We start from the raw sequence: 26006 nt of genomic DNA, 5'->3' as shown, positions 1-26006 counted from the left end.
ATTGTATATCGCTGTAATTACTCCTCGCGGTATTCCAGGATATCACCGGGCTGGCAATTCAGTGCCTTGCTGATGGCCACAGGGTATCAAAACGGATGCCCTCGGCCTTGCCTGTTTTGAGGATGGATAAATTGGCCGGCGGTAAGCCCAGGATCTCTGCCAGCTCCTTCGATTGCTTCTTGCTTTTGGCGAGCATTACATCAATGTTGACGATGGTTTGCATTCTGGATAAACAGTTCTTGTTCTTTTTGCAGCTGAAGTCCTGTTTGAAAATGGCTGTCATAAAAAACGTGAAGGTACCGGGCACACCGTATAACAAAGCCAGGACAACTGCGGTGTCGTCGGGAAAGCCACTTATCCGATGGGTGAGGATATTTAAACGTATTATGGAAATGTTTAATTTTAATTAAGTTTTATTTATCACCATTAAATCTTTTCCTATGCGTAATCTATTTGTAACTGCCCTTGTTTTTTTACTTGCTGCCTTTGTGGAGGCACCAGGCGGATTAACAAAAGAAGAAAGGGAATCCGCCATTAAATATTTTACAGAAACCGGGCAGGCATTGGCAGATGAGATCAGCAGTCTGACGGAAAACCAGTTGAAATGGAAACCTTCAGATTCCGTATGGAGTGTGGCCAATAATGTTGAGCACCTGGCCATTTCTGAAAAGATCATTTTTGACTGGGCAATGAGCACAGTCAAGACCCCTGCAGATCCTTCCAAAAGGTCGCAGTTGAAGAATACAGATGAACAGATGAAGTCCATACTGGTTGACAGGAGTTTCAGGGTGAAAACCCAGGAGTCATTTCAGCCCAGTGGCCAGTTTGGTTCTGTATCTGCTGCAATGGTTGAATTCAAAAAGCGGAGAGCTTCCAATATGGAATATATCAGGACGACTGAGGATGACCTGCGGAACCATTATGCAGAAACGCCGTTCGGACTGGCTGACTCTTACCAGGTGCTGCTTTTCATAGCTGGCCATACCATGCGCCACACTTTACAGATCCGTGAACTGAAGGGGCATGCGGATTTCCCAAAGAACTAAGTGAGGAATTGTTAACTATTTCAGCGGGCACAGTGAATGCACTATTTTTATTGCCATGCAAGGCAATAAAAAGAAAGTTCAACTCGTCCTGGGAAGCGGTGGGGCGAGGGGTATAGCGCATATAGGTGTGATTGATGTACTGGAAGAAGAAGGATATGAGATCGTAAGTGTGGCCGGATGTTCCATGGGGGCTGTAGTGGGTGGTATCTATGCAGCTGGTTTTCACCGGGAATATAAAGAATGGATGCTTGGTCTCACAAAAGGGAAGGTTTGGGGATTGCTTGATTTTACCCTTGATAAAAAAGGATTTGTGAAGGGTGACAGACTGTTTGAAGTATTAGGGCAGTTCATGGATGTTCCCGATATTGAAGCCTTTCGCATACCCTTCACCGCGATAGCCGCTGATATGTACCATAAACGGGAGAAATGGTTTCGGTCGGGCAGGCTCACCGATGCTTTGCGGGCATCCATCGCCATTCCAGGAGTGTTTACGCCGGTTATAGATGAAGATCAGATACTGGTGGATGGCGGAGTATTGAATCCTTTGCCACTGAATGCAGTAGAACGACAACCGGATGCCATTGTACTGGCCGTCAACCTGAACGGACATGCTCCTTTCTTTGTTCCTGCACCCAAAAAAGAAACCGAGGAGAGTACTATACTGAAAGAGGTAAAAGCTTTGTTACGGATCAATTCCTCCCGCGAAAAGCCTGCGAAGGAAATTAAAATCAGCAATGCCCGGGAACTGGCAGGCAGCAAATACCTGAATGATATTCTTTTATATTCCTACCAGATGACCCAGGATCGGGTTACAGCTATGATGCTGAAAGAATTTCCGCCCGATGTGCTGGTGGAAATCTCCAGGGAGGCCTGTTCCACGTTTGAATTTTATCGTTCCGCGGAAATGGTGGAGATTGGAAGAATTGCCTGCAGAAAGGCGCTGGATGGGGTAACTGCGCGGCAATAAGCCAGGGCTATCCTGATATTATCTTGATTTGGCCATTCCGGTTGGCCAGCTAACCGTTCCTGTTTTTCACACAAACATGTGATTGGATTCGGTGATACATGGTTTATGATTGCAGTTCAATTTCAGTCAGCCATGCTGCGTATTTCCGTCTGTATATTTTTATTCTGTGTAGTTCCATTCAAATGGATAGTAGCCCAGGAGTATAGTCTGCGGGTATTCGTCACCGACAGCCTCAAAAAACCTCTCTCTGGTGTAACACTGACCATTATGCGAATTGGAAATTTAAAACAATCCGAAACAGGCCAGACCAGTAAAAGCGGTGATTACATTTTTAAATCGCTGTCCCTGGCCACCTATCAACTGGAATTATCCATGGTGGGTTATTCTGGCCGGTTACTGGACCCGGTAACCATCAATGGCCGTTACCCGGTAGATTCGATCAGTGTAGTCCTTATTTCAGCCGCTGCCAGCCAGTTGTCATCGGTAACCGTAACCGGGAGGAAGGCATTGCTGGAGAAGAAATCTGACCGTACTGTGGTAAATGTGGATGCAATGCTCACCAGTGCCGGAGCCGATGCCCTGCGAATGCTGGAAAATGTTCCGGGAGTATCAGTAGATGAGGATGGAAATATCAGTCTGAATGGCAAACCCGGAGTGATGGTGATGATCGACAACAAACCTACATACCTGTCGGGTGATGCCCTGGCGAATTACCTGCGATCCATTCCATCCTCTTCCCTGGAAAAAATTGAGTTGATGCCAACACCCCCGGCAGGTTATGATGCGGCAGGTACGGCTGGTGTGATAAATTTCAGGACCAAACGCAACCTAAAAAAGGGAATGAACGGAACACTGTCCACAGCATTCAACCAGGGGAAACTGTTCAGTACTACCAACTCCCTCAATACCAATTACCTGACTGGCAAGGTATATGCTTATGCCAACCTGGGTTATGTGACACAGAATCGTTCAACCGGCCTGGACATTGAACGCAACTATCATAACGAGCAGGGACAACCGACATATAACTTCTGGCAGAATTCCTATATCCGGCGCAGGAACCAGTCCTACAGCATCCGCGGTGGAATGGATTACCAGCTGGATCAAACCACGTCACTCGGTTATGGCTTTTCCTACCTGCACAGACCGTCTTTGCAGACCACCAATAATACCAGCAAACTCTCGCAGGCCAATGGCACGCTGGATTCCACTGCTCTTGCCAAAAACCGGGAGGAGGATAAATGGAACAATTACAGCGTCAACCTTAACTACCGTAAAAGCTTTAAGGCAACAGGGACCGGCATTGCAGCAGATGCCGATTACCTGAACTATAAATCACGGGTGGATCAGCTGTTTACAAATACAACTATCAAGCCCGGTGCGCCTGAACCTGAAGGGGAGGAGCTTGTTGGGTATCTTCCCTCCAATATTGAGATCATGGCCGGCAAAATGGATTATACGGGAAAGCTGTGGAATTGGAATATGGAAGCCGGTTTGAAAAGCAGTGTGGCCAATACACGGAATACGGCGGATTTTACCACCATCAAGGACGGTTTAACTTCGCCCGATTTTGAAAAGAACAACGATTTCCGTTACCGGGAAAATATTCATGCGGCATATATAAGCCTGAATGGCGATGGGAAACGATTTTCCTGGAAAGCTGGTTTAAGGGGAGAACAGACACGTTCCAGGGGCCACCAGCTGGGCAATCCCGTAAAACCTGACTCCGCATTTTCCAGGTCCTATACGAATTTCTTTCCCAGTCTGTTTCTCAGCTATAAGGCTGACAGCCTGGAGAAGCATATAATAACGCTGTCGTATGGACGAAGAATTGAAAGACCATTTTACCAGGATCTGAATCCTTATGTTACACCACTGGATAAATTCACACTTTATGTAGGCAATCCATTTCTGCAACCCGGTGTTACCAATGAGTTATCGGTTTCCTATACACTGCATAAAAATTATGTGGCGACCTTGTCCTATGCGATGACTGATGAGGTGTTCATGGAGTCAATTGTACTGAGTGGAAGTAATTATGTGAGTCGCACCGACAACCTGGGTACAAACAGGTTGCTTGGTTTCTCTTTTAATGCCGGGATAAAGCCGGCGAAATGGTGGTCGGCGAATATTTTTGCCGAAGTGCAGGACCGTCACTATGAAGGCAGGCTTCGGGTGGGGCGCTTGGATACCAGTGCTGTATATGCAGGTACCAATATCACCAACCAGTTTCAGTTAGGTAAAGGCTGGTCAGCGGAACTCGGTGGAACAGCACGAACGGGCATTTTGGTAGGCCAGGTATCGCTCGCATCTTTCTGGCAGGTGAATGCGGGAGTGCAGAAAAAACTGTTCGGTAATAAGGCCACTGTTCGGTTAACCCTGCGTGATATATTCTATTCTGGCACCCGTCGTGGACAGATCCATAACCTGTACCAGGCAGATGCGAAGTTCCGGAACCGATCCGACCTGCGCGTCGGCACCCTGAGTTTTACGTGGAATTTCGGAAGCGCGCAACAATCCAGGCGCAACCGTTCCGGAGGCAGCGCAGAAGAGGAACAGGGGCGGGTGAGGTAGTGATGATTTTCACCCGTCGGGTGCCACCCGACGGGTGGCTGCAGGTTTCAGAAAATCAAATATTTTAAAGGAATGAAAAGAATAGTAATCGCATGGATGCTTTTTTCCCTGACACCGTTAATTGCCAGCGCTCAAACGGATACGCTCTTTGTGTACGGTCCGGGAGGACCATTTGCCCCGATGGAAGAATGTGGCCGGGCTTTTGGAAAAGCGAATGGTATTGTAATAAAAGTTACTGCCGGTCCCGAGGGTAACTGGATTGCTGCCGCGAAGAACAATGCTGACATCATTTTTGGTGGCGCTGAATACATGCTCACTTCTTTTGCCCAGAGACACCCGGGTTTAGTAGATCATGCCAGCAGGAAGGAATTGTATAAACGTGGTGCAGCTATCCTGGTGAGGCCGGGTAATCCTAAAAACATCAGGCATCTGGGCGACCTGGCCAGACCGGGCATCAAGATATTGGATGTAAACGGTGCCGGACAGTTTGGCTTGTGGGAGGATATTGCAGGCAGGGCAAACCTGATCGCAGGCATTCAGCAGAATATCCGGCAATCATTTGAAAACACGGCCTTAGGCATTGCCGCATTAAAAAGCGACTCTGCCTATGATGCCTGGATTACCTATGCTTCCTGGCACTACCGGTTGAAGGATTTTACAGAACTGGTTAGGATACCTTCAGGTAGGAACATTTACCGGGGCACACCAATTGCCCTTACAACGATCTCTACTAAGCGCGGACTGGCGGAAAAATTCATTGAATACCTGCAGTCCGGAGCTGGACATTCTGTGTTTAAAAAATGGGGCTGGGAATAAAGCTCAGGAAAATATCCGGCTATCAGGGGGATGTGTGGGGCAGGTGTCTGACATGTAGTGTCTGACATCATATGTCAGACACCTGAAAAGATTCAGTAAATTGTTCCAAACAACAGGTTCTCATGAAAAAATTAGTAGCATTACTTTTTTGTGCTTCCGTCATGTATGGCGCAAAGGCACAGTCCCTGGGTGATCATATCAGATCTAGAATCGGAATACAGGCGTATACCTTCCGGAACAGTTTCCAGCACAATATACCGGCGACCCTGGATACCATCAAACAAATGGGGCTCACCAACCTGGAACTCTATACGCTCTGGGGGAAAACGGCTTCCGAAATAAAGCAGTTGCTGGATGAAAAAGGAATGGTCTGCACCTCCTTCGGCGCGAGTTATGATGACCTGGTCAACAAAACTGATGAAGTAGGTATGAATGCCACAACCCTGGGCGCCTCCTTTGTGATGGTGGCCTGGATTCCCCATAAAGGACCATTCAATGCCGAAGTGGCCAAGCAGGCAGCTGAGGATTTTAACCGCGCCGGAAAAATCCTGAAAGAAAAATATGGCGTTACTTTTTGTTATCACAACCATGGCTATGAATTTATTCCCTATGAAAAGGGTGATCTTTTTGACCTGATCGTTTCTTCCACCAACCCGGACTGGGTTAGTTTTGAACTGGATCTTTTGTGGGCACAGTTCCCGGGTGTTGATCCGGTTAAACTGCTGAAGAAATATGGGTCCAGGATCAAACTCATGCACGTGAAAGACCTGAGGAAAGGAGTGAAGGGCGATTTCTCCGGCGGCACATCCACAGAAAATGATGTGATGGTGGGAACCGGCCAGGTTAATTTTCCTGCAGTGATGAAAGCGGCCCGTAAAGCGGGACTGGTTTGGTTATATATTGAGGATGAAAGCAGCCACATACATAAACAGGTGCCGGGTAGCCTGAAATACCTGTACGCGCTCTGAGAAGTTGGATGTTGAAAACTGCAAACTGCTGAATCCCAGCGTGATTTTATACTGTTATGAAAAAAACTCTTCTATTAGTCCTCCTGGTTATTGCCGGCTTCCGGACTATGGCACAAAGTGATTCCTATGGAACCGGCAAAGGCCGGCTGGACGTACATCCCGTGTACCATGGCTCCCTTTGGCTGAAATGGAACGGACTTGCCATCGCTATCGATCCCTATGGCGGAGCACAGCGCTATGAAGCCATGGGTCAACCCGATCTGGTACTGATCACAGATATCCATGGCGACCATATGGACAGCAGCACCCTGGTGAACCTTGACCTGAGAAAAGCCACCCTGATCCTCCCGCAGGCGGTAAAAGACCGGGCTGCAGCTTTTCTTCCGGAAACAACAAACCTGCAAGTGTTACCCAACAATGCCACCACCTCCTTCAAAGGCATTGAAATCACAGCCCTGCCCATGTACAACCTGCCCGATACACCAGGCGTGCGTCACCCAAAGGGGCGCGGTAATGGCTATGTGCTGAACCTGGGTGGTAAGCGGGTATACATTTCCGGTGACACGGAAGATATTCCTGAAATGCGCACTCTCAAAGCGATTGATATCGCTTTCATTTGCATGAACAAGCCTTTTACCATGGATATCAACCAGGCTGCTGGTGCGGTGCTGGCATTCAAACCCGCCATCGTCTATCCCTTCCATTTCCGCCAGCCCGGCGGCTTCAGCGATGTCAATGAATTTGCGCGGATCGTGAAAGCCGGCAACCCTGCAATCGATGTGAGGATCAGAAAATGGTACTGACTTAATGAATCATGATCTAAATCATGCTGCAGGTCAAATGATTCAACTAATTTAAAGGTCGTAATGCGTTTATACGTATCCGGCATTTAATATGTTAGTATTATCCGATCATTCAATGCAGGTTCCTGTTCCCAGGAACAATCGGAAAACGATCAATGCCTGGGCCATGTACGACTGGGCAAATTCTGCCTATGCCCTGGTTATTGCTTCCGCTATTTTCCCCGCTTACTATAACTCCATTACAAAAGTTGACGGCTCCACCAGGATCGGGTTCTTCGGATCAGGTATCGAAAATACTGCAGCCTATTCCATTAACCTGGGACTTTCCTTCGGCCTGGTGGCCCTGATCTCACCTTTGCTTTCCTCCATTTCAGATTACAGCGGCAATCACCGGTCCTATTTGAAGTTCTTCTGCTATACAGGGGCGATCGGTTGCATGCTGCTTTTCTTTTTTACGGGTCCCTCCCTCGTTTACCTTGGCCTTGGGGGAATGATGCTGGCTACAATAGGGTACTCGGGAAGCATTGTTTTCTATAATGCCTACCTGCCCGCTATTGCAACCGAAGACAGGCAGGATAAAGTCAGCGCAAGGGGATTTTCCTTCGGGTATATCGGGGCAACCACCTTGCTGATCCTGAACCTGGTGTTTATACTGAACCAGGAAGCACTGGGCGTCAAAGACGATACCTTATTTCCAAGGCTATCTTTCCTGCTTACAGGTTTCTGGTGGATAGGGTTTGCACAGATACCACTGCATGTATTGCCCAAAGGCCTGTATGCTGCTGATAACAAAGGGAGAAATTTCCTGAACGGTTATATGGAATTGCGTAAAGTATGGAACCAGTTGCGGGCACAACCAAAACTCAGGACATTCCTGTTCAGCTTTTTCTTTTATATCATGGGTGTTCAGACCGTTATGTTTATGGCCACATCCTTTGGTGAAAAAGAAATACACCTCGGCATTACACAACTCATCCTAACAGTGTTGCTGTTAGAATACCTGGGAATTGGAGGCGCCTTTCTTTTTGCCTGGCTATCCAAAAAAGCGGGAAATATGAAAGCACTCATGATTGCCGTAGGGTTATGGATGCTGATCTGTGCGGGCAGCTATTTCATTATTACGCCATTGCATTTTTATATGGCTGCATTTTTTATCGGGCTGGTGATGGGAGGCATTCAGTCTCTTTCAAGATCCACTTATGCGAAAATGATCCCCGAAACCGGCAACAATGCCGGCTATTTCAGTTTTTTCGATGTCAGCGAGAAAACGGCGATGATGTGCGGACTGGTCATGTGGGGATACCTGGATAATCTTACCGGCAGTATGCGCAATTCGATCGTGGCGCTGGCGATTTGGTTCACCATCGGATTGATCCTGTTGATCATTGCAGACAGAAAAAGACCTTCCTTGCACTACCCCCATTCATTAACCAACCAAAAGAAACCCATATGAATTCAAGATCGCGGACCTGGCTGTTGTTGACCTTTGCACTGTTGATTTCGGCAGAACTTTGGTCACAACCATATGTGGATCCATTTCAACTCAGGTATACCTATGGTTTTCGGAACAATAAAGCAGCAGCTACTCCTTTTAGTCACTTCTGGGCCGGGTCGGATATACCACTCAAAATCAGTAATAATTCCTACCTGCTTCTCAGTCCCTATTACGAACAATGGCGCATAGATTCGGCCGGTAAGGAAGAGATTTACCCGACCGTTCGCAGCCTTGTTTTTCCGATCGGACTGATCATTCCCCTGCAGGAATCAAAATGGTCACTAACGGTTATCCCTACCCTTCGCTGGAATGGAGAAAAACTCTTTGGTGATCAAACCTTTCAGATGGGAGGTGCCGCCTTTGTCAGTTTTGCGAGGAAGCCAAAGCAGAAATTCCGTTTGGGCTTGTATACAAATGCTGATTTCTTTGGCCTGTTCATGTGGCCGCTGCTGGGTGCTGACTGGCGGATCGATGAAAAGAATTATCTCTTCGGTCTCCTTCCTGGAAGAATGACCTTTGAGCACGAATGGACTAAGAAATTTTATGGAGGTATTACTTTCCGGGCGCTGACCAATAGTTTCCGGATGTCCAACGGCCAATATCTCCGGATAGATGATAACCAGCTTTCGCTGTATGTGGATTATTACCCGGCCAAACGCCTCTGCATTACACTGGAACCAGGTTACGGCATCGCAAGGAAATTACGGACAGGTATTCAAAAGAAGGAGTATCTCACCCAGGTGGATATGGGCGATGGGCCATTTATCAAACTGAGTACATCTTACCGGATACGATTATAAGCCACCCTATTGGGGGATTTTTTTACTATTCCCTGCCAGATATCAGTAATAATGTGCAAATTGACACTTAAAACAGCACCCATGACAACCATCAGGATGTTTTATTGCAGTTTGATCCTGACGCTTTCTGTTTTTCAGGCAGGCGCACAGAAAAAAATCAACTTCGATGAAAACTGGTCCTTTCATTTTGGACACGCCGCCAACCCTGAAAAGGATTTCAACTATAGCCTGGCCACCATCTTTTCCAAAAGCGGCGGCGCTGCAGGAACAGCCATCGACCCCGCTTATAACGACAGCAGCTGGCGAAAACTGGATATTCCGCACGACTGGGCCGTGGAACTGCCTTTTGCCAACCACACAAGTTTTGATGTGCAATCCCATGGATACAAACCCGTGGGTGGTTATTTCCCCGAAACCAGCATTGGTTGGTACCGTAAGAAATTCAACGTGGCTTCTTCTGATTCCGGCAGTCGTTTCAACATACAATTCGATGGCATTTTCCGCAATGCCAATATCTGGATCAACGGATTTTTTGTCGGCAATAATCAAAGCGGGTATGTGGGCGCTTCCTATGATATCACCGATTATATCCGGTTCGACCGCGAAAATGTACTGGTGGTAAGGGTTGATGCCACCCAGTACGAGGGCTGGTTCTACGAAGGGGCAGGCATCTACCGCCACGTATGGCTCCGGCAATACAATAATATCAGCATTCCGGAAGATGGTCTTTTCGTTTATACGTCTGTGAATGATGCACGCGCTACGGTAGGCATCGAAACTACTGTTCAAAACAAACACTACGAAACAGCCAACTGTTCAGTTTACACCTATATCACCACCCGCGATGGTAAAATCATTGCACAATCAAAGGCAGTGCCATTAACACTGCAGGCTAATGGAAAAACTACCATCAAACAGCAACTAACAGTAACCAATCCACGTTTGTGGGAACTTGAAGATCCATATCTGTACCGGGTGGTGTCTGAAGTGAAATCCGGCAGTGCCATCGTGGATACCCGTAAAGAAAGGTTTGGCATCCGCACCATCCGTTTTGATGCTAAGGAAGGCTTTTTCCTGAATGGCAAATACCTGAAAATAAAAGGTGCCAATAACCACCAGGATCACGCCGGACTGGGCAGCGCCCTTCCCGATTACATGCAGTACTATCGCATCCGCCTCCTGAAAAATATGGGTTCCAATGCCTATCGCACCAGTCATAACGCCCCCACGCCCGAACTGCTGGATGCCTGCGACAGCCTGGGTATGCTGGTGATGGATGAACAGCGTTTGCTGAACAGCAGTAAGGAGTACCTCGACCAGTTTGAGCAGCTCATCCTGCGCGACAGAAATCATCCCTCCGTATTCATGTGGAGCATCGGAAATGAAGAAGGCTGGATCCATACCAACTCCAACGGCAAACGCATTGCACAAACCCTGCTGGCCAAACAAAAAGAATTGGATCCCACCCGTATTTCCACCTATGCCGCCGACCTGGGCAATATGTTCCGGGGGGTGAATGAAGTGGTGCCCGTCCGGAGTTTTAATTATCGCCAGTTCGCAGTGGCCGATTACCACCGTGATCACCCCACCCAGCCGATCCTCGGCACTGAAATGGGAAGCACAGTTACCACCCGTGGCATCTATGAAACCGATAGTATCCGTGCCTATCTGCCCGACCAGGATATCACCGCGCCCTGGTGGGCCAGTACAGCCGAAACCTGGTGGAAACTGGCCGCGGACAACAAGTTCTGGCTGGGTGGTTTTATCTGGACGGGTTTCGATTACCGCGGTGAACCTACTCCCTTCAAGTGGCCCAATATCAATTCCCATTTCGGGGTAATGGATGTATGCGGCTTCCCGAAAAACATTTATTACTACTACCAGAGCTGGTGGACCGACAACGATGTACTGCATATTTCCCCGCACTGGAACTGGCCCGACAAGCGCGGCCAGGAAATCGATGTATGGGTGAACAGCAATGCCGATAATGTGGAACTTTTCCTGAACGGTAAAAGCCAGGGGAAAAAGGACATGCCCCGTAATGGGCACCTGCAGTGGAAAGTGATATATGAACCCGGAAAACTGGAAGCCATTGCTTACAAACGCGGAAAGAAATTAACCGCCAGGGTTGAAACGACCTCGCAGCCCTTTGAAGTGGTACTGACACCTTATAAAACAACCATGCTGGCAGACGGACAGGACGCCACTGTAATGAATGTTTCGATCATCGACCGCGAAGGCCGCGAAGTGCCCGATGCCAATAATATGATCCGGTTTGACATCAGCGGTCCTGGTAAAATCATAGGGGTGGGAAATGGTGATCCCAGTAGCCACGAACCCGATAAATGTGTGGACGGTGCCTGGCAGCGGTCTGCCTTTAACGGGAAATGCCAGGTGATTGTACAGGCTTCAAAAGAACCCGGACTGATAAAATTTGAAGCGAAAGCTGCCGGACTATGGAGCGGTTCCACCGATATTATTACGGTTTCTCCGGGTAGCATGGCGAGTATCACTAACGATGCTGCCTATTCGCTGAAAGGCGAAGCAGCAAAGCCACGTGAATCAAGCCGGATGCTTGGTGCTGACATCTCTTTCCTGCCTCAGTTGGAGGAACAGGGAGTTAAATTTTCAGATAAAGGTGTAGAAAAAGATGCCATACAAATATTGAAAGACCACGGATTCAATTATGTAAGACTACGTATTTTCAACGATCCGGCGAGGGACAGTGGTTATGCGCCGGGAAAAGGATACTGCAACCTCGACCATACCAAAAGAATGGCCAAAAGGGTGAAGGACGCCGGCATGAAACTGCTGCTTGATTTTCATTACAGCGACTACTGGGCCGATCCCGGAAAGCAATACAAACCTGCGGCCTGGCGGAACCTGGATTTTGGGCAGCTGAAAAAGTCACTGTATGATTATACCCGCACAGTAATAACTGAGTTAAAGCAACAGGGAACCACACCCGATATGGTGCAGGTAGGTAATGAGATCAACCATGGTATCGTATGGCCTGAAGGAAGCGTGCAGCACCTCGATACCCTGGCGCAGTTGCTGAATGCCGGTACCGCGGCGGTAAAATCCGTGGATCCATCCATTGTAATGATGCTGCACGTGGCTCTTGGCGGACAGAACGAGGAAACCGTATTCTTTGTAGACAATATGATGAAGCGTGGCGTTCCGATCGATGTCATCGGACTATCCTATTATCCCAAATGGCATGGTACATTAGATGATCTGCGCGACAATATGCATGACCTGATCCGCCGTTTTGATAAGGACATTATCATAGTGGAATATTCCGCGAAAAAACAGGAAGTAAACAAACTCGTTTTTGAACTGCCCAATGGAAAAGGAAAGGGTTCCTGTATCTGGGAACCATTGAGCACCTGGGAATCTGTGTTTGACAGGCAGGGTAAATCAAATGATTACCTGAAACTATATGATGAAATCAGCCGGAAGTATCTATTGAACCAATAATGGCTTTAATTACCAGGCCGGGGATAATATATCGCTTCCAGCACATTGCCGTCTCCATCGATCTCAGCCGGCGGGGTAAGCCCCAGTATCCGGCAGATAAAGGGATACACGTGAACATTTTCAAAGGAAGTTATGCGTTTTCTTTTTTTGATCTGTGGCCCCCATGCGTAGAAACTGGCATGCATTTCCTTCAGCGCCGGGTCAAAACCATGCGCGCCAGGTGAAATGCCCCCAGTATAACTGCTCAGTACTTTTGGGTATTCCGGTACCACGATGATATCACCGAACCTTCCAAAGTGATCATCTGATTTTCTATAATGCCATTGGGCGGGTGTTTCATCAGGCATATATACCCGAAATCCGTTTTCCTTTTCCTTCAGCGCTGTATAAGCTGGTTGAATGGCAGAACTGTCTTTCGCATACAGGTGCAGGATAACATTTCCACCGCGGATGATAAATCGCGACGTATCCACCATCGCGGCAATATTGATTCGGGTTACTGTATCCACCGTACCCATTCCATGATCTGACACAAACACAAAATTTACCGGGAGTCCCAGGGCAGAAACTTTTTTCACCAGTTCACCGGTGTATTTGTCAACATATGCCACGGCATCAGCCGTTTGCTTCGAATCCGGACCATAACGATGTCCGGCATGATCTGCTTCAGGAAAATAGAAACTGATGAAATGCGGTCTTTTGTCTTCCGGCAGTTGCAGCCATTCCACCACCTTGCTGATCCTGAATTGAATATCGGTGGTTTCATTATACCTGTACCAGTAAGTGGGATAGGCGTTCTGTATCGGTGCTTCGGTTCCCACAAAATGATAGGAAGCACTCAGCATCCGGTTTTTCTCTGCCAGCACCCAGAGCGGCGTACCGCCATACCAGCTTCCGTCTTCCACCACCGCACGGTTTCCCACGGCATATGTCTGTTGTTTCTGCCGGTCATAAAACTGGTTGTACACCAGTCCGTGGTGGGATGGGTAAAGCCCTGTGGCGAGGGTATAATGGTTGGGAAAGGTAACACTGGGGAAGGAAGGTAACATACTGCTGGCCTGTACTCCCTTGCGTCGAAGCCTGCGCAAATTCGGGGCAGGGTACTTATCGGCATAATCATAACGAAAACCATCAGCCGAAATAAGAATTACATAAGGTTTCTTGAAATGCTGCGGGTCATTTTTTCTTCCGGGAACTATTTGCTGGGTGGTGTCCTGAGCTGCCAGCGGATAATAAAAAACAATTAAAAGAAGTGTGGTTATGAGTTTTGCCATAATGGCAAGGTAATTATTAACACGATTCATTGGCGGTTTTGGCATATGAACCAATCCGTATAGCAAGCCTGGTTCAGTTTTAATAATCGCCGGATTATGGCAGGATTACCCTAATTTACATATTGTATTCTTAATGATATTTGCGCATATCCTCCCCCCTGAATGCTTCCCGATTAAAGCAATTTTTATATTTCCTAAAAGCTTACAAGATGGAAAAAGAAACAGGCATCGTCAAATCCATGTATGATGCAGTTGCAAAGGGCGATTTCCCCACATTCCTGGGCACAATGGACCCGGCAATAATTTGGAATGAGGCCGATAATTTTCCTTATTCAGACCGTAACCCTTATATCGGTCCCCAGGCTGTTGCAGAAGGTGTGTTTGGCCGCATTGCAGCCGACTGGGACAATTTCGCACTGTCGGACATGGTCTTTTATACCACAGTGGATGACTCAGTAGTAGTAACGGGGCGGTACAACGGGGTGAATAAATTAACCGGCAAGTCCATGCATGCGCAGTTTGTTCATATCTGGCGGGTAAAGGATAACAAAGCCATCAGTTTCCAGCAATATGCAGACACCTACCAGGTTGTCAATGCCATGAGGAATTGATCAATGATAGTTTTTCTCCCCCGCAATAACCGCCACCGGTAATATATTCTGTGGTGGTGGAATAGGGCAGGTGGCATGAGGGGTAAAGGCGCATGGAGGATTATAGGCCTTGTTGAAATCAAGCGTTGTGATGCCGTCCGGCCCCGGTTTGCGTGCATACATATACCTTCCGGAAGGATAGGTGGTTTCTCCACTGGTCAGGTCACCGAAGATGATGAACAACTGGTCACCCTCTTCCAGGGCATCAAGTGAATATTGTTTTCCTTTCAGGGTAAAAACCAGTTTGCCGGGAGAGCGCTGTTCAGTGGTTTGTCCGAGCACATTGGTTATGGAAACAGTATGAAAAGGATTGCCTCTTTCAAGCCTGGCATCAACCTTCCATGCAGGATCCACCGCAAACCTCTCAATACCCCTGAATTCCCGGAGGTGTCTGCTGCTCAGATTACGCAGGCGGATACCGATTTTGTCCTCCCGCTGAATAATGGTCCAGCGCAGGCTGCCATAGGACATGACTGGGGCAGGCAGGAGGTCTTTATTGTAAACCACTGCATCTTTCATGACCTGGCCATTCACCAGTATACCGGTATGTTCCGTGGGGAAAAGTCGCACTGAATTGCCTTGCCGCTCAAAATAGCCGGCATCTGCGGGCAGGATATTTCCCGGAAATACCAGCTGGCTGGAAGGATTGCTGCCAAAACTGTTTTTCCCTTCCTTCAGCCAGAACAGGCCTTCAAGGTTCAGCCAGCCCTCTTCGCTTTTCAGGTAATGAATGCGGGAACTGTCCCATTGCTCAATTTCCTGCAGGTAAGAATTTGTCGTCTGGGCCTTTCCGTTATTAAAAGCTATAAACGCACCAGCCAGTACCATTAGAAAACGGAGTGAATACTTCATGAATCAAATGTAGGGATTCGCCGGAATTAAGCCTTACCGCGGTTATTGAATTTTAAATAACACATATCCTTTTAGCTGGTAAAAGGAAAGCATTGTCTGGGCGGAGAGGGATATGCCCATGCCCGGCAATAGATCGTCCTGCCTGAGGTCATTAAACTGCATGGTTTGTCCGCAAACAATAAATCTGGCGCCCAGTTGCTGCAGTTGCCCGATGAGCCTGATATTGGGATTGTCCAGGTTGAATTTTTTCCGGTAAGATTCATTGGTTTTTACTGCATTGATGGCTGCCGAATGGACAATGATAACGGGGAACAATTTTTTGGCAGGTATGCCACACGCCGCATGCAGGTTCAGCCTGCGGGCAATTTCCACCAGTCCGCTGTTCAACTCTCCGGCCAGTGAATCAGGATTCTTCACTACAAAATCAAAGAGGAACTTATAATCCAGGTTTGGATCAGGTCTTTCGGTAATGACAGGGACCGGTAATACCCCGCTGTTTTCTCCTGCATTCAGTAAGGGATAGGTGGAAAGAGCGACTCTTTTTGCCTGTTTGGCACTGTCCGTTAGGGTGGTTTGCGCTGTTGCTGCAATAAAAGCAGAACAGATCATCAGCAATAGCAGGAATTTCTTAAGCATTTAAGTTGGATTGGCGATTGACGAATGGGAATCAAGTTAATGATTTTCATCATTCGCGTGCCCGTGAACAAGCAATAACTTCATATTATGGTAAATTGTTATCCTGTTATTTTTAATCTTAAAATTATTACATATGAAAGTTAAATCCATGCTGCTTGCAATGGCGTTGCCGGTGATACTTCTATCCTGCGTCAGCAGCAAAAAGTACAAAGCGCTACAGGCCGATTCTGACAACAGGATCAGGGCGTTGGAAAGTACACTGTCTGCCTGCAATACGGATAAAACAAATCTCACCGCCCAGAATGCATCCCTGGTAAAAGACAACGGGGAAATGAACAGGCAGATCGATGATCTTCGCAACCAGGTGGCTTTCCTGAAGGAAAATAATACCCAGGCACTGGCACAGTTGGAGAACATGGCGGTTATATCAAAACAACAGGCGGAAAGCATAAGAAAATCCATGGAGAATATTGGTTCAAAGGATGCCTATATCCAGACCCTTCAGCAACAGATGGCTCATAAGGATTCACTGAACATGGCGCTGGTATTGAATCTGAAAGGGGCCATTGGTAACCTGGATGATGAAGATATCAATATTAAAGTGGATAAGGGTGTGGTGTATATCGACATCTCAGACAAGCTATTGTTTAAAAGCGGAAGTTATGTGGTAACCGAAAAAGCGAAAATTGTTTTGGGAAAAGTTGCCACCGTGTTGAAGAACCAGCCCGATATTGAGTTTATGGTGGAAGGCCACACAGACAATGTACCATACCGGAGGGATGTATTGCTGGACAACTGGGATCTCAGTGTGAAGCGCGCCACTTCAGTCATCCGGATCCTGCAGGATGAATATGGAATGTCTCCGCAAAAGATGGCCGCTGCAGGACGCAGTGAATACAATCCATTGGTGGATAATGAAACAAAGGAAAACAGGGCCCTCAACCGCAGGACAAGAATTATCATCTTACCACAACTTGACCAGTTCTTCAAGTTGCTGGAGCCGGTGAATAAATAAGGCCTGCCGCTCCTGAAATTTTAAAGCCCCGGCAAATCCGGGGCTTTATTTATGGCAGATTCATAGCAATCAGTTCGGCGATATCCAGCACCTGCACGCTGTCTTCCTTCTCTTTTGTCTTGATGCCATCAGTCATCATGGTATTGCAAAAAGGGCAGGCAGATGCCACTACACTGGCACCGGTTTCAAGGGCTTCGCTGGTGCGCTCCCAGTTGACGCGGGTTGTTCCCTTTTCCTCTTCCTTGAACATCTGGGCGCCGCCGGCTCCGCAACAGAGTCCGTTGGTACGGCAGCGTTTCATCTCTACCAGTTCGGCATCAAGGGCTTCCAGTACTTTGCGTGGTGCTTCGTAGATATTATTGGCACGTCCCAGGTAACAGGAATCGTGGTAGGTGATTTTCTTTCCTTTAAAAACGCCACCCTCTTTAAGTTTGATGCGACCATCATCGATCAGTTGCTGCAGGTAGGTGGCATGGTGTATCACATCGTATGTGCCTCCAAGTTCGGGGTATTCGTTTTTCAGGGTATTGAAACAATGGGGGCAGGTGGTTACAATTTTTTTGATGCCGTAACCATTAAGGATCTGGATATTCTGGTAGGCCATCATCTGGAACATGAACTCGTTGCCGGCCCGGCGAACGGGATCTCCGGTACACATTTCCTCCTTGCCGAGTATGGCGAATTTCACGCCTACAGTGTTCAGTATATGGGCAAATGCTTTCGTGATCTTTTGGGCACGCTGATCAAAACTGCCGGCGCAACCCACCCAGAACAGTACTTCTGGTGATTCGCCACTGGCCATCAACTCAGCCATCGTTGGAACCTGCATGAAGCGATATTTTTTGTAAATCTATAAGAATTGAACCAATTACAAACAGTTGTTAGGGGGGCAAATTGACTAATTTGCCACAAAGCAGGTGTATACCTGGTGCGGGAATTAATTATAACTTGAGGAAGATGATGAAGTCAGTTATGATAACGGTTCTTTTTATGGTCAGCTTTGGCATTCAGTATGCCCCGGCGCAGGTCCTTCACCCGGTGGATGCGGAGTCAAGGGTGGAATTCATTATTAACAATTTCGGATCACCGGTGAAGGGCAGTTTCAGGGGACTGAAGGGGAACATAGTTTTCGACCCCGCTCATGCGTCAGCGGGCAGTATGGAAGTTTCAGTAGAAGCCACCACCATAGAAACGGGCATCAATATGCGAAACCGGCATTTGCGGGGGGATAAATACTTCGCGGTGGAGCAGCACCCGCGGATCCTGGTTCGCGCCGGCAACATCAGGGCAGGAAAGGAGCCGGGAACCTATTTAATGGATGCGGCTGTAACCATCAAATCCACTACGCGAACAATTCCGTTGCTGTTCCGCGCAGGCCCTTTTTCGGGCGGTATGCTTTTCCAGGGAAGTTTCACCATCAACCGCCGCGATTTCAAGGTGGGAGGGGGAAGTATATCCCTGTCTGACGAAGTGACCGTTCAATTGAAAGTGTTGGCAAAAGATTAATTTCCACCCTATCTTCGCAGGGGTTAAAAAATCATTAAATTCGGACTAAACAATCTTCCAGCATGCAGTTGACACACGCTGTTAAAAACGCTTTTGACCAATTAAAAGGTATCCTTGAACAACTGTCCCCGGCACAGTACACCCAGGTTTGCAAAACCCTGTCCGGTGCCACCATCGGCCAGCATACCAGGCATATCATCGAGATGTACCAGTGCCTGGTAAACGGTCATTTCTCCGGACTGGTGAATTATGAAGCCCGGAAGCGGGACATGCGCATAGAAACCGATAAGGATTTTGCAGTGGCCCTGATGCCCGAGATCTGCGCCGCATTGACACTGCCAAACAAATCCATGCAGCTGCATGCCGGATATGATGCCGAAACCAATGAACAGGTGCAGCTCGACACCAATTTCTGGCGCGAGATCGCCTACAACCTGGAGCATACCATCCACCATATGGCCCTGATTAAAGTGGGCCTGCTTGAAGTATCCGATATCACAATTCCTGAAGGGTTTGGGGTAGCTTCCTCTACCATGAAGTACAGAAAAACATGTGCACAGTAACGTATTTGCCCACCGATTCGGGGGTACTTATTACTTCCAACCGGGATGAAAAAATTGTCCGCTCCCGCGCCCTGCCGCCCGCTTCCTACGAAATGAACGGGCATCGGCTGGTATTCCCCAGGGACCCCGATGCAGCCGGAACCTGGATCACCATGAAGGAAAACGGCCAGATGGCAGTGCTGCTGAACGGTGGCTGGCAAAAGCATGAGCCGGTATATCCATACAGGAAAAGCAGGGGACTGGTGTTTTTGGATATTGCTGCGACCGATAACCTGTTTGAAGGGTTTGAAAGTGTTTCGCTGGAAAATATTGAACCGTTTACGATTGTATTGTTCCAGGATGGAATGTTGCAGGAGAACCGCTGGGATGGCAGCAGGAAACATTCGCGCTTTATGGATGCTTCAGAACCGCAGATATGGTCTTCGGTTACACTTTACAGTGATGAGGTGATCAGGCAGCGGAAGGACTGGTTTCATGCCTGGCTATTGCAGCATCCTTCACCGGATATACAGGCGGTGAGGTCCTTTCATCTGTTTGGCGGCGCCGGCGACGAACACAACGGAATCCGCATGAACCGCAACAACGAAATGCTGACGGTGAGCATCACTTCCATGGAAAAAACGCCCAATACGGCCACGATGTTTTATACGGACCTACTGGAGGATGCACATTTCCAGGTGGAGGTTTCCCTTACAAAAGTCCCTGTTACCCATTCATGAATACATTTCAACGTCTCTTACACCGGCCGTTTTTCATCCGATTGCTGAACTGGGAGTACTGGCCCTTCGCCGTTGTGTACGGACCGATCCTGCCGGTTTATTTTTTGCTGGCGGCGCGGGCACGGGCGCTGTTCTTTTTTTCTGCTTCCAATCCATCCATAGAAACAGGTGGTTTCATGATGGAGTCGAAGAAAAAAATCTATGATATCCTTCCTGCAGGGACCTATCCCCGTACCATGTTTTTTGCCCTGCCGGCTGATGTTTCGGCAGTTGTTCACGCGGTAAGGGAGGCAGGTTTCAGGTACCCTTTGATTGCCAAACCCGATATCGGAGCCAAGGGGATGGGGGTGCGTAAACTGGATGACGAAGCTGAACTGGCACGCTATTGCGAGGAGTCGCCAATGGATTTTTTGGTGCAGGAATATATCCATTTTGAAAAAGAAGCGGGTGTGTTCTTCTGCCGGATGCCGGATGAAACATGTGGGCGCATAACCGGTATCGTTAGGAAGGAATTTGTAAAGGTTACAGGCGATGGAATACAGACAATACGGCAACTAATCTTGAAAGAAAAACGCTTTATCCTACAGTTGCAGGCCCTGGAACAAATGCATTCCGGTTTCCTGGATGCCGTACTGCCCAATGGGGTGGAACAGGTTTTGGTGCCCTATGGAAACCATGCGCGGGGATCTAAATTCCTGGATGATACAGATCTGGTGGATGCTGAACTGCAAGACGTGTTTAATACTTTGTGTACAAAAATTCCCGGTTTTTATTATGGTCGGCTGGATATCCGTTATGAGAGTTGGGAAAAGTTGCGAAAAGGCGAAGCTTTTTCAATTATTGAGCTCAACGGCGCAGGTTCTGAGCCTACCCATATTTATGATCCGCGGCATAGTGTATTCTATGCCTGGAATGAGATTATCAGGCACTGGTTCTGGTTGTTCAGGATCAGTCGCGCCAACCACAAAAAAGGCATACCTTATATGAGTTTCGCCGAAGGCCGTCAGATGTTCCGCGACAACACGGCCTTTGAACAAAAGATGGAGCAGTTATATGTTTAGCCTGTTAAGTCTGTTTGCAGCTGGCCTGGTAATCAGTTTCCTGGGCAGCCTGCCCCTGGGTACGCTGAACATGGCCGCCATGCAGATCGGCGTTCAGGAATCGACCCGCCGGGCGCTCCTTTTTGCGCTGGGTGTGGCGATTGTGGAATTGATCTACGTTCGCCTGTCCTTGAAGGGGGTTGATTGGATCATGGCCAACCAAAAGGTGTTTTACTGGATGGAATGGGCCACCGTGGTGCTTTTTTCAGTGTTGGGCATCAGCAGCCTGCTTGCAGCAAGAAGGCAGGGAACACAGAAAAAGAATTTGTTACTCGATAACACTGTTAATCGCTTTTGGCTGGGGGTAACCATGAGTGCCGTGAACCCTGTTCAGATCCCGTTCTGGTTTATGTGGAGCAGTTATCTTTTTAGTGTGAAGCTGCTGCAGTCCGGCAGTTTATATTTCAATGTATACACTGCTGGCATTGGGGTTGGAACGGTTGCAGGGTTGCTGCTTTTTATATTTGGCGGTCGCTGGCTCGTGAGACGTTTGAATACCGGCCAGCGGACACTCAACTTTCTGGTGGGCGGGGTGTTTATCATTTCCGCTATTGTGCAGCTGGTGCGGGTTTTGGGTAAACGCGTCTGACGTGCGTCTGACGTACGTCAGACGCACGTCAGACGCGTAAAGATTTCACCATCACAAATCCGACAGGGTGGCTATCCCGGTAATGCAGTGTTTCTTTGCCTTTTATCTCATATCCAAGTGACTTGTAAAACTCCTGTGCGCGGGCATTGGGAATATATACGTGTAGCCAGCACCGCTTAAACCCCATTTCCAACGCCCTGGCTTCGGCCATGGCCAGCATCTTCCGGCCCCAGCCACCGCTGCGATGTTCTTCACTGATATAAAAACGGGATAACTCTATTCCGCCGGGGTCTTCTTTTGCCAGTTGCAGGCTGGGAGATGACAAGCGCAGGCAACCTGCGATTTCTGATTCCTTTTCAACCTTTTCTGTCAACTGTCCTTTCAACTTTTCCAATACCAGGTAAAACCGGTCCTTCATCCTGATATCATCTGCAATTGCCGCAGGAGAATAATAACTTTCACAGAATGCCACCAGGTCTTCCGGTACAAAACCACTGGCATGGATATACGAAAATCCTTCCTTACAGATAGAGGAAATGGCAGGGGCATCATTGCGGGCTTCCGTTGCCAATGCCGGCCGGATAAAATAGGTAGGTTCCATGCCCTAAATTAAATAAAAGAACCCGGCAGTTTTCTGCCGGGTTCTTTTATGCGTCTGACGTACGTCAGACGCACGTCAGACGCGATGTTAAAACTGCACTCCTTCGTTTACGTTCTGCATGTTTTGCATATCGCCTTTCAGGTTCTTGCGTTTGAAGAGCGAAGTATCGAACTTACCGAAGCGCCAGCTGAAATTCAGGCGCAGTATCTGCGGATCCCGCAGGCGCCAGGTGTTCTGTACAAATCCCGGTGAGGAACTGAACACATCGCTGGCGTCGGTACGGAAAATATCGCTGAAAGTCAGGGTCAGGTTGGCCCGGTTCTCTTTCATGAACTGGTACCGCAACGCAGCTTCGATCTCATATTTTGGCCGGATATACCCCTGTGCCGTTGTTTGAGGTCCGCCAAACATCATACCGCCACCACCGCCGCCGCCAGGTGGCAGAATAGTCTTGGAAGTATAGTCGCCGCTCAGTTGGAGCGTCAGTTTTTTGGTCAGTTTGATGTTGTTGTTGATCTTGATAAAATAGGAAGAGATCGCATCCTGGTCGGGTATTCCCGGTTGGTTGGCATTGATCTTCGATTGGTAAAGGTTGAAATTGCTCACCAGTTCCCACCATTGGGTGAGTTTGTTGCTGCCAATCAGCTCCAATCCGAAAATAGTACTGTAATCGGCGTTGATATAACTGATGATCAGTTCTTCCTTGCCGGAGAATGGGTTCACACTTTCCACCTGGTTACGCGTAATCAGATTGGTTGTATGCTTGTAATAGGTGCTGGCTACAAAGGAATTGCCGGAACCGTATTTTTTCTGGTAAGAAAGTTCAAAGGATGCAGTGAATTCAGGCTTCAGGTTCGGGTTACCACGACTCAGGTTCAGGGTATCTGAATAATCCGTGAAGGGGAACAACTGGAAGAAATTCGGGCGGTTGATCCTGCGCGTTACATTAAAGGCCAGTTCGTCATTATCCGTCAGTTGATAAGTCAGGAACGCACTGGGGAAGAAGCTGAGCGGAAAACTGTTGCCATAATTCAACAGGGTGTCTTTGCTGTTGGGAGGGGCAGTGGTGGTCAGTACTTCGCCATCGTACTCTGAGCTTTCTGCGCGCAGGCCTAACTGGTAGCCCAGCTTTTTCCACTTGCTGGTATAGGTCAGGTAACCGGCATACACGCGATCAGTATAGCTGAACTGAGAGGACAGAGATGGTACATATGTGATATTGCCATTGGCATCCACTACGCTGATATCGTTGATGCTTTCCTGGCTGCGGCTTTGCACCCTCAGGCCGGTTTCAAACTTCGAGTTAGCGGAGAGCGGGTTTACAAAATCTGTCTGGAAAGTAACATTGGAACTGGATCCGTCACCAGTATTCAACTGGCCGTATTTTCTGGCAATGCCGCCACCTGCGCCGTTCAGCACCAGGTTGGTCACATTGGTAATGTTATCATTATTACTGCGGTTGTAATTGATGTCGGCGGTAAACTCGCGCCCGGGTTTGGTAAACAGGTGCTTGAAATAGACCGACGAACCCAGGTTGCGGAATTCACGCTCACCATCTGACAAACGCTGGCTGTAGCTGCTTTTGGTACCCGAGTTGAATAAACTGTCGGTCTGGATGTCGCTGTTATTCAGGAAATCGAACTTACCCCGAACTGCATTCACAGAAAAACCCAGGGTATTCCGGTTGTTCATAAAATAATCCATTCCCGCGCGACCGAACATGAACATGCCGGTACTCTTATTGTAATCATCCTGGTTCAATTCCGTCACCGGGTCCTTAATGAAAGTGGTTCGCTGCGTATTGCCTTCAGAGATGGATTTCCTTGTACGAAACATTCCACTGGCGAAGATATTCACCTTGCCTTGCTTTACATTGATGTCGGCACCGCCATTGGGTTTACCGCGACTGTCAATACCTGCACGTATGCTGCCATTATAACCGGCTTTACGGTTCTTTTTCAACACAATATTCAGGATACCCGCCGTACCGCCGGAGGCATCAAATTTGGCAGAGGGATTGGTGATCAGTTCCACACTTTCGATGGCATCTGCCGGGATCTGGTCGAGAGTCAGCGTTGTCGGGCGGCCATCCACGAAGATCTGCGGTGCCGCATTCCGGAGGGAAACATTCCCATCAATATCTATTGAAATGGAAGGGATATTGCGCATCACGTCTTCGGCTGTTCCGCCGGTGGATACCAGGTTCTTTTCCACATTATACACTTTGCGGTCTATGCCCATTGACATCAGTGGTTTGGAAGCTGTTACGGTAACATTTTCCAGCAACTTTGGATCTGTTTCCAGTTTGATGTTTCCCAGGTCCTTGTCTACCCCGGCGAGTGCTTTCTGCATATCACCACCTGCCATATTGAGTTCGAATCCTACTTTTTTCTCAATTGTTTTGAAACCGATAGCAGTGATTACCAACTTATAGCTGGCCATCACGGCAAGACCTTCAAAATTGAACTCTCCGCGCTTGTCGGTCAGCATGCCTGCAACTATGGTATCTTTTCTTTTACGGCTAACCGTGTCAAACTTACTCTGTAGCAGTTGCACGGAAGCGGCATCAATGCCTTTATTGCCGGCAGCATCTATGATCTTGCCATAAAATCTGCCGATATTCATCTGGGCTCCGCCTCCGGCGCCCATTCTGCCGGCTCCACCCGGCATTCCGCCAGGCATCTGTGCTACGGTAAAGGTTCCGGCCAATATAGCCGCAACCAATAGGATCTGTTTAATCATTCGTGTGTTTTTCTCTGAGTGGCGCAAATTTCTTAAAATGTCAATGACGGAATCATGACAATTTGATAAATGGTAACTGAATTAAGACAATCCACTTACCACAATGTTTAACAGCAGGGATGGATGGATAAATTTTTGTATAAGTGGTAATTCGGGGTGGCTTACCGGGTGGTCAGCAGGGTGATGGCTACCTGCACAATGCCGATCAGCAGGCCAACCACGCCCCCCAGAATCTCTACAAAACGGAATTCCTTTGCCATGATGGCCATAAGAATTTCCTCCAGTTTGTCGCTGGAGAAATTGGATACCTTTTCCACTACGATCTTTTCCAAATCGAGCTGATCCTGCAGATTTTCCATGTATTTGTCCATCAGGACGGGGAAAAGGGTCTTCAGTTCTTCCATGAAAACCCCTTTCAGCTGTGCGATGGTCTTATCACCGATGAACATGCTGATCATGGGCATGGTTTCCTTAAGTTTTACTTTAAGGAAATGCTCTATGTGTTCATCCACCATGGGCAATAACTGGTCGATATTGGACGGATCAGTGATTTTGTGCGCGATATCTTTAAAGGAAAGCAGTTCTTCGCTTACCAACCTGCCCAGTTTCTCCGCAAACTGCTGTTGCCGTTTGGGAAAGATTCCCTGTACGGTTAAACCCAGGATATTCATTGGCCGGCGAGGATGGAACAGCATTTTGATGGCAATCCAGTTGGTGAACCAGCCAATAAAGGCAGAAATAACGGGAATAAGAATGAGCCAGTAATTCATGATTGCTTTAAATTAAATTCCCCCACCGAAGTGAGGGAAT

25 protein-coding genes are annotated in these 26006 nt (G+C 48.0%); 16 read left to right on the top strand and 9 right to left on the bottom strand.

Going from position 1 to position 26006, the window contains the following annotated elements; genetic code table 11:
- Nucleotides 1-17: 17 nt before the first annotated feature.
- Together BC349_RS20225 and BC349_RS20220 are read right to left on the bottom strand one after the other, a co-directional pair.
- Nucleotides 18-80, bottom strand: coding sequence for a helix-turn-helix domain-containing protein (locus BC349_RS20225; protein WP_425489726.1), 63 nt, complete (start codon nt 78-80; stop codon nt 18-20).
- A complete protein-coding gene (locus BC349_RS20220) occupies nt 59-283 on the bottom strand; it encodes a helix-turn-helix domain-containing protein (protein ID WP_425489721.1) in 225 nt (74 codons plus the stop codon). Before BC349_RS20220 ends, BC349_RS20225 begins: the two co-directional genes overlap by 22 nt.
- A 157-nt stretch (nt 284-440) precedes the next feature.
- Between BC349_RS20220 and BC349_RS02785 the strand changes: the two genes are divergently transcribed.
- From BC349_RS02785 to galA, 9 genes are all read left to right on the top strand, one after another.
- On the top strand, nt 441-1046 hold the full coding sequence (locus tag BC349_RS02785; protein ID WP_187255213.1) for a DinB family protein: 606 nt from the start codon (nt 441-443) through the stop codon (nt 1044-1046).
- A 55-nt stretch (nt 1047-1101) separates the two neighbouring features.
- The gene (locus tag BC349_RS02780; RefSeq protein WP_187255212.1) at nt 1102-2013 is read left to right on the top strand and encodes a patatin-like phospholipase family protein; all 912 of its coding nucleotides are present in this window, start codon (nt 1102-1104) and stop codon (nt 2011-2013) included.
- A 105-nt stretch (nt 2014-2118) separates the two neighbouring features.
- A complete protein-coding gene (locus tag BC349_RS02775) occupies nt 2119-4587 on the top strand; it encodes a TonB-dependent receptor (RefSeq protein ID WP_187255211.1) in 2469 nt (822 codons plus the stop codon).
- Nucleotides 4588-4659: 72 nt separating this feature from the next.
- Nucleotides 4660-5403 (top strand): substrate-binding domain-containing protein, encoded by a 744-nt coding sequence (locus BC349_RS02770; RefSeq protein ID WP_187255210.1) that lies wholly within the window; start codon nt 4660-4662, stop codon nt 5401-5403.
- A 122-nt stretch (nt 5404-5525) separates the two neighbouring features.
- On the top strand, nt 5526-6371 hold the full coding sequence (locus BC349_RS02765; protein ID WP_187255209.1) for a sugar phosphate isomerase/epimerase family protein: 846 nt from the start codon (nt 5526-5528) through the stop codon (nt 6369-6371).
- 56 nt (nt 6372-6427) lie between these two features.
- Nucleotides 6428-7174: an MBL fold metallo-hydrolase gene (locus BC349_RS02760; RefSeq protein WP_187255208.1), complete on the top strand. Its 747-nt coding sequence runs from the start codon at nt 6428-6430 to the stop codon at nt 7172-7174.
- 91 nt (nt 7175-7265) lie between these two features.
- The gene (locus BC349_RS02755; RefSeq protein WP_246456760.1) at nt 7266-8627 is read left to right on the top strand and encodes an MFS transporter; all 1362 of its coding nucleotides are present in this window, start codon (nt 7266-7268) and stop codon (nt 8625-8627) included.
- Nucleotides 8624-9469 (top strand): hypothetical protein, encoded by an 846-nt coding sequence (locus tag BC349_RS02750; protein WP_187255207.1) that lies wholly within the window; start codon nt 8624-8626, stop codon nt 9467-9469. Before BC349_RS02755 ends, BC349_RS02750 begins: the two co-directional genes overlap by 4 nt.
- 81 nt (nt 9470-9550) lie before the next feature.
- Nucleotides 9551-12949, top strand: a complete 3399-nt coding sequence (gene galA / locus BC349_RS02745; RefSeq protein ID WP_187255206.1) for a beta-galactosidase GalA — start codon at nt 9551-9553, stop codon at nt 12947-12949.
- A gap of 5 nt (nt 12950-12954) precedes the next feature.
- Here galA and BC349_RS02740 read toward each other — a convergent pair whose 3' ends face one another.
- Nucleotides 12955-14223: an alkaline phosphatase family protein gene (locus tag BC349_RS02740; RefSeq protein ID WP_187255205.1), complete on the bottom strand. Its 1269-nt coding sequence runs from the start codon at nt 14221-14223 to the stop codon at nt 12955-12957.
- Between the two features lie 209 nt (nt 14224-14432).
- Between BC349_RS02740 and BC349_RS02735 the strand changes: the two genes are divergently transcribed.
- On the top strand, nt 14433-14834 hold the full coding sequence (locus BC349_RS02735; protein ID WP_187255204.1) for a nuclear transport factor 2 family protein: 402 nt from the start codon (nt 14433-14435) through the stop codon (nt 14832-14834).
- On the opposite strand, the gene BC349_RS02730 is transcribed toward BC349_RS02735, so the two are convergent.
- Nucleotides 14835-15725 (bottom strand): DUF1684 domain-containing protein, encoded by an 891-nt coding sequence (locus BC349_RS02730; protein ID WP_187255203.1) that lies wholly within the window; start codon nt 15723-15725, stop codon nt 14835-14837.
- Nucleotides 15726-15767: 42 nt separating this feature from the next.
- Entirely contained in the window at nt 15768-16361 is a 594-nt protein-coding gene (locus tag BC349_RS02725) for a DsrE family protein (protein ID WP_187255202.1), read from the bottom strand.
- A gap of 133 nt (nt 16362-16494) precedes the next feature.
- On the opposite strand from BC349_RS02725, the gene BC349_RS02720 reads away from it, so the two are divergent.
- The gene (locus tag BC349_RS02720) at nt 16495-17376 is read left to right on the top strand and encodes an OmpA/MotB family protein (protein ID WP_187255201.1); all 882 of its coding nucleotides are present in this window, start codon (nt 16495-16497) and stop codon (nt 17374-17376) included.
- A gap of 49 nt (nt 17377-17425) precedes the next feature.
- On the opposite strand, the gene BC349_RS02715 is transcribed toward BC349_RS02720, so the two are convergent.
- Complete coding sequence (locus BC349_RS02715) at nt 17426-18205, bottom strand: (Fe-S)-binding protein (protein WP_187255200.1); 780 nt, start codon at nt 18203-18205, stop codon at nt 17426-17428.
- A gap of 128 nt (nt 18206-18333) precedes the next feature.
- Between BC349_RS02715 and BC349_RS02710 the strand changes: the two genes are divergently transcribed.
- The 5 genes from BC349_RS02710 (at nt 18334) to BC349_RS02690 (ending at nt 21853) form a co-directional block, all read left to right on the top strand.
- On the top strand, nt 18334-18882 hold the full coding sequence (locus tag BC349_RS02710) for a YceI family protein (RefSeq protein WP_187255199.1): 549 nt from the start codon (nt 18334-18336) through the stop codon (nt 18880-18882).
- 62 nt (nt 18883-18944) lie between these two features.
- Entirely contained in the window at nt 18945-19445 is a 501-nt protein-coding gene (locus BC349_RS02705) for a DinB family protein (RefSeq protein WP_187255198.1), read from the top strand.
- A complete protein-coding gene (locus BC349_RS02700) occupies nt 19433-20164 on the top strand; it encodes an NRDE family protein (protein ID WP_187255197.1) in 732 nt (243 codons plus the stop codon). The genes BC349_RS02705 and BC349_RS02700 overlap by 13 nt, the downstream gene beginning before the upstream one ends.
- Nucleotides 20161-21225, top strand: coding sequence for an ATP-grasp domain-containing protein (locus tag BC349_RS02695; protein WP_187255196.1), 1065 nt, complete (start codon nt 20161-20163; stop codon nt 21223-21225). The genes BC349_RS02700 and BC349_RS02695 overlap by 4 nt, the downstream gene beginning before the upstream one ends.
- The gene (locus tag BC349_RS02690) at nt 21218-21853 is read left to right on the top strand and encodes a LysE family translocator (RefSeq protein WP_187255195.1); all 636 of its coding nucleotides are present in this window, start codon (nt 21218-21220) and stop codon (nt 21851-21853) included. Before BC349_RS02695 ends, BC349_RS02690 begins: the two co-directional genes overlap by 8 nt.
- 28 nt (nt 21854-21881) lie before the next feature.
- Here BC349_RS02690 and BC349_RS02685 read toward each other — a convergent pair whose 3' ends face one another.
- From BC349_RS02685 to BC349_RS02675, 3 genes are all read right to left on the bottom strand, one after another.
- On the bottom strand, nt 21882-22454 hold the full coding sequence (locus BC349_RS02685) for a GNAT family N-acetyltransferase (protein ID WP_187255194.1): 573 nt from the start codon (nt 22452-22454) through the stop codon (nt 21882-21884).
- Between the two features lie 87 nt (nt 22455-22541).
- Complete coding sequence (locus tag BC349_RS02680) at nt 22542-25196, bottom strand: TonB-dependent receptor (RefSeq protein ID WP_246456759.1); 2655 nt, start codon at nt 25194-25196, stop codon at nt 22542-22544.
- Nucleotides 25197-25357: 161 nt separating this feature from the next.
- Nucleotides 25358-25966 (bottom strand): DUF445 domain-containing protein, encoded by a 609-nt coding sequence (locus BC349_RS02675; protein WP_187255193.1) that lies wholly within the window; start codon nt 25964-25966, stop codon nt 25358-25360.
- Nucleotides 25967-26006 lie beyond the last annotated feature (40 nt).

It is taken from the genome of Flavihumibacter stibioxidans (genome assembly GCF_014332695.1).
Classification (GTDB): Bacteria; Bacteroidota; Bacteroidia; order Chitinophagales; family Chitinophagaceae; genus Flavihumibacter; species Flavihumibacter stibioxidans.
Note: the sequence above shows the minus strand (reverse complement) of the source record. Positions and strands in the feature narration are given on the sequence as shown.

Excerpts from the sequence above, each read along its gene's own strand:
- BC349_RS20220 (WP_425489721.1), bottom strand. The coding sequence starts at position 283 with ATGACAGCCATTTTCAAACAGGACTTCAGCTGCAAAAAGAACAAGAAC.
- BC349_RS02785 (WP_187255213.1), top strand. The coding sequence starts at position 441 with ATGCGTAATCTATTTGTAACTGCCCTTGTTTTTTTACTTGCTGCCTTT.
- BC349_RS02780 (WP_187255212.1), top strand. The coding sequence starts at position 1,102 with ATGCAAGGCAATAAAAAGAAAGTTCAACTCGTCCTGGGAAGCGGTGGG.
- BC349_RS02775 (WP_187255211.1), top strand. The coding sequence starts at position 2,119 with ATGATTGCAGTTCAATTTCAGTCAGCCATGCTGCGTATTTCCGTCTGT.
- BC349_RS02770 (WP_187255210.1), top strand. The coding sequence starts at position 4,660 with ATGAAAAGAATAGTAATCGCATGGATGCTTTTTTCCCTGACACCGTTA.
- BC349_RS02765 (WP_187255209.1), top strand. The coding sequence starts at position 5,526 with ATGAAAAAATTAGTAGCATTACTTTTTTGTGCTTCCGTCATGTATGGC.
- BC349_RS02760 (WP_187255208.1), top strand. The coding sequence starts at position 6,428 with ATGAAAAAAACTCTTCTATTAGTCCTCCTGGTTATTGCCGGCTTCCGG.
- BC349_RS02755 (WP_246456760.1), top strand. The coding sequence starts at position 7,266 with ATGTTAGTATTATCCGATCATTCAATGCAGGTTCCTGTTCCCAGGAAC.
- BC349_RS02750 (WP_187255207.1), top strand. The coding sequence starts at position 8,624 with ATGAATTCAAGATCGCGGACCTGGCTGTTGTTGACCTTTGCACTGTTG.
- galA (WP_187255206.1), top strand. The coding sequence starts at position 9,551 with ATGACAACCATCAGGATGTTTTATTGCAGTTTGATCCTGACGCTTTCT.
- BC349_RS02740 (WP_187255205.1), bottom strand. The coding sequence starts at position 14,223 with ATGGCAAAACTCATAACCACACTTCTTTTAATTGTTTTTTATTATCCG.
- BC349_RS02735 (WP_187255204.1), top strand. The coding sequence starts at position 14,433 with ATGGAAAAAGAAACAGGCATCGTCAAATCCATGTATGATGCAGTTGCA.
- BC349_RS02730 (WP_187255203.1), bottom strand. The coding sequence starts at position 15,725 with ATGAAGTATTCACTCCGTTTTCTAATGGTACTGGCTGGTGCGTTTATA.
- BC349_RS02725 (WP_187255202.1), bottom strand. The coding sequence starts at position 16,361 with ATGCTTAAGAAATTCCTGCTATTGCTGATGATCTGTTCTGCTTTTATT.
- BC349_RS02720 (WP_187255201.1), top strand. The coding sequence starts at position 16,495 with ATGAAAGTTAAATCCATGCTGCTTGCAATGGCGTTGCCGGTGATACTT.
- BC349_RS02715 (WP_187255200.1), bottom strand. The coding sequence starts at position 18,205 with ATGCAGGTTCCAACGATGGCTGAGTTGATGGCCAGTGGCGAATCACCA.
- BC349_RS02710 (WP_187255199.1), top strand. The coding sequence starts at position 18,334 with ATGATGAAGTCAGTTATGATAACGGTTCTTTTTATGGTCAGCTTTGGC.
- BC349_RS02705 (WP_187255198.1), top strand. The coding sequence starts at position 18,945 with ATGCAGTTGACACACGCTGTTAAAAACGCTTTTGACCAATTAAAAGGT.
- BC349_RS02700 (WP_187255197.1), top strand. The coding sequence starts at position 19,433 with ATGTGCACAGTAACGTATTTGCCCACCGATTCGGGGGTACTTATTACT.
- BC349_RS02695 (WP_187255196.1), top strand. The coding sequence starts at position 20,161 with ATGAATACATTTCAACGTCTCTTACACCGGCCGTTTTTCATCCGATTG.
- BC349_RS02690 (WP_187255195.1), top strand. The coding sequence starts at position 21,218 with ATGTTTAGCCTGTTAAGTCTGTTTGCAGCTGGCCTGGTAATCAGTTTC.
- BC349_RS02685 (WP_187255194.1), bottom strand. The coding sequence starts at position 22,454 with ATGGAACCTACCTATTTTATCCGGCCGGCATTGGCAACGGAAGCCCGC.
- BC349_RS02680 (WP_246456759.1), bottom strand. The coding sequence starts at position 25,196 with ATGATTAAACAGATCCTATTGGTTGCGGCTATATTGGCCGGAACCTTT.
- BC349_RS02675 (WP_187255193.1), bottom strand. The coding sequence starts at position 25,966 with ATGAATTACTGGCTCATTCTTATTCCCGTTATTTCTGCCTTTATTGGC.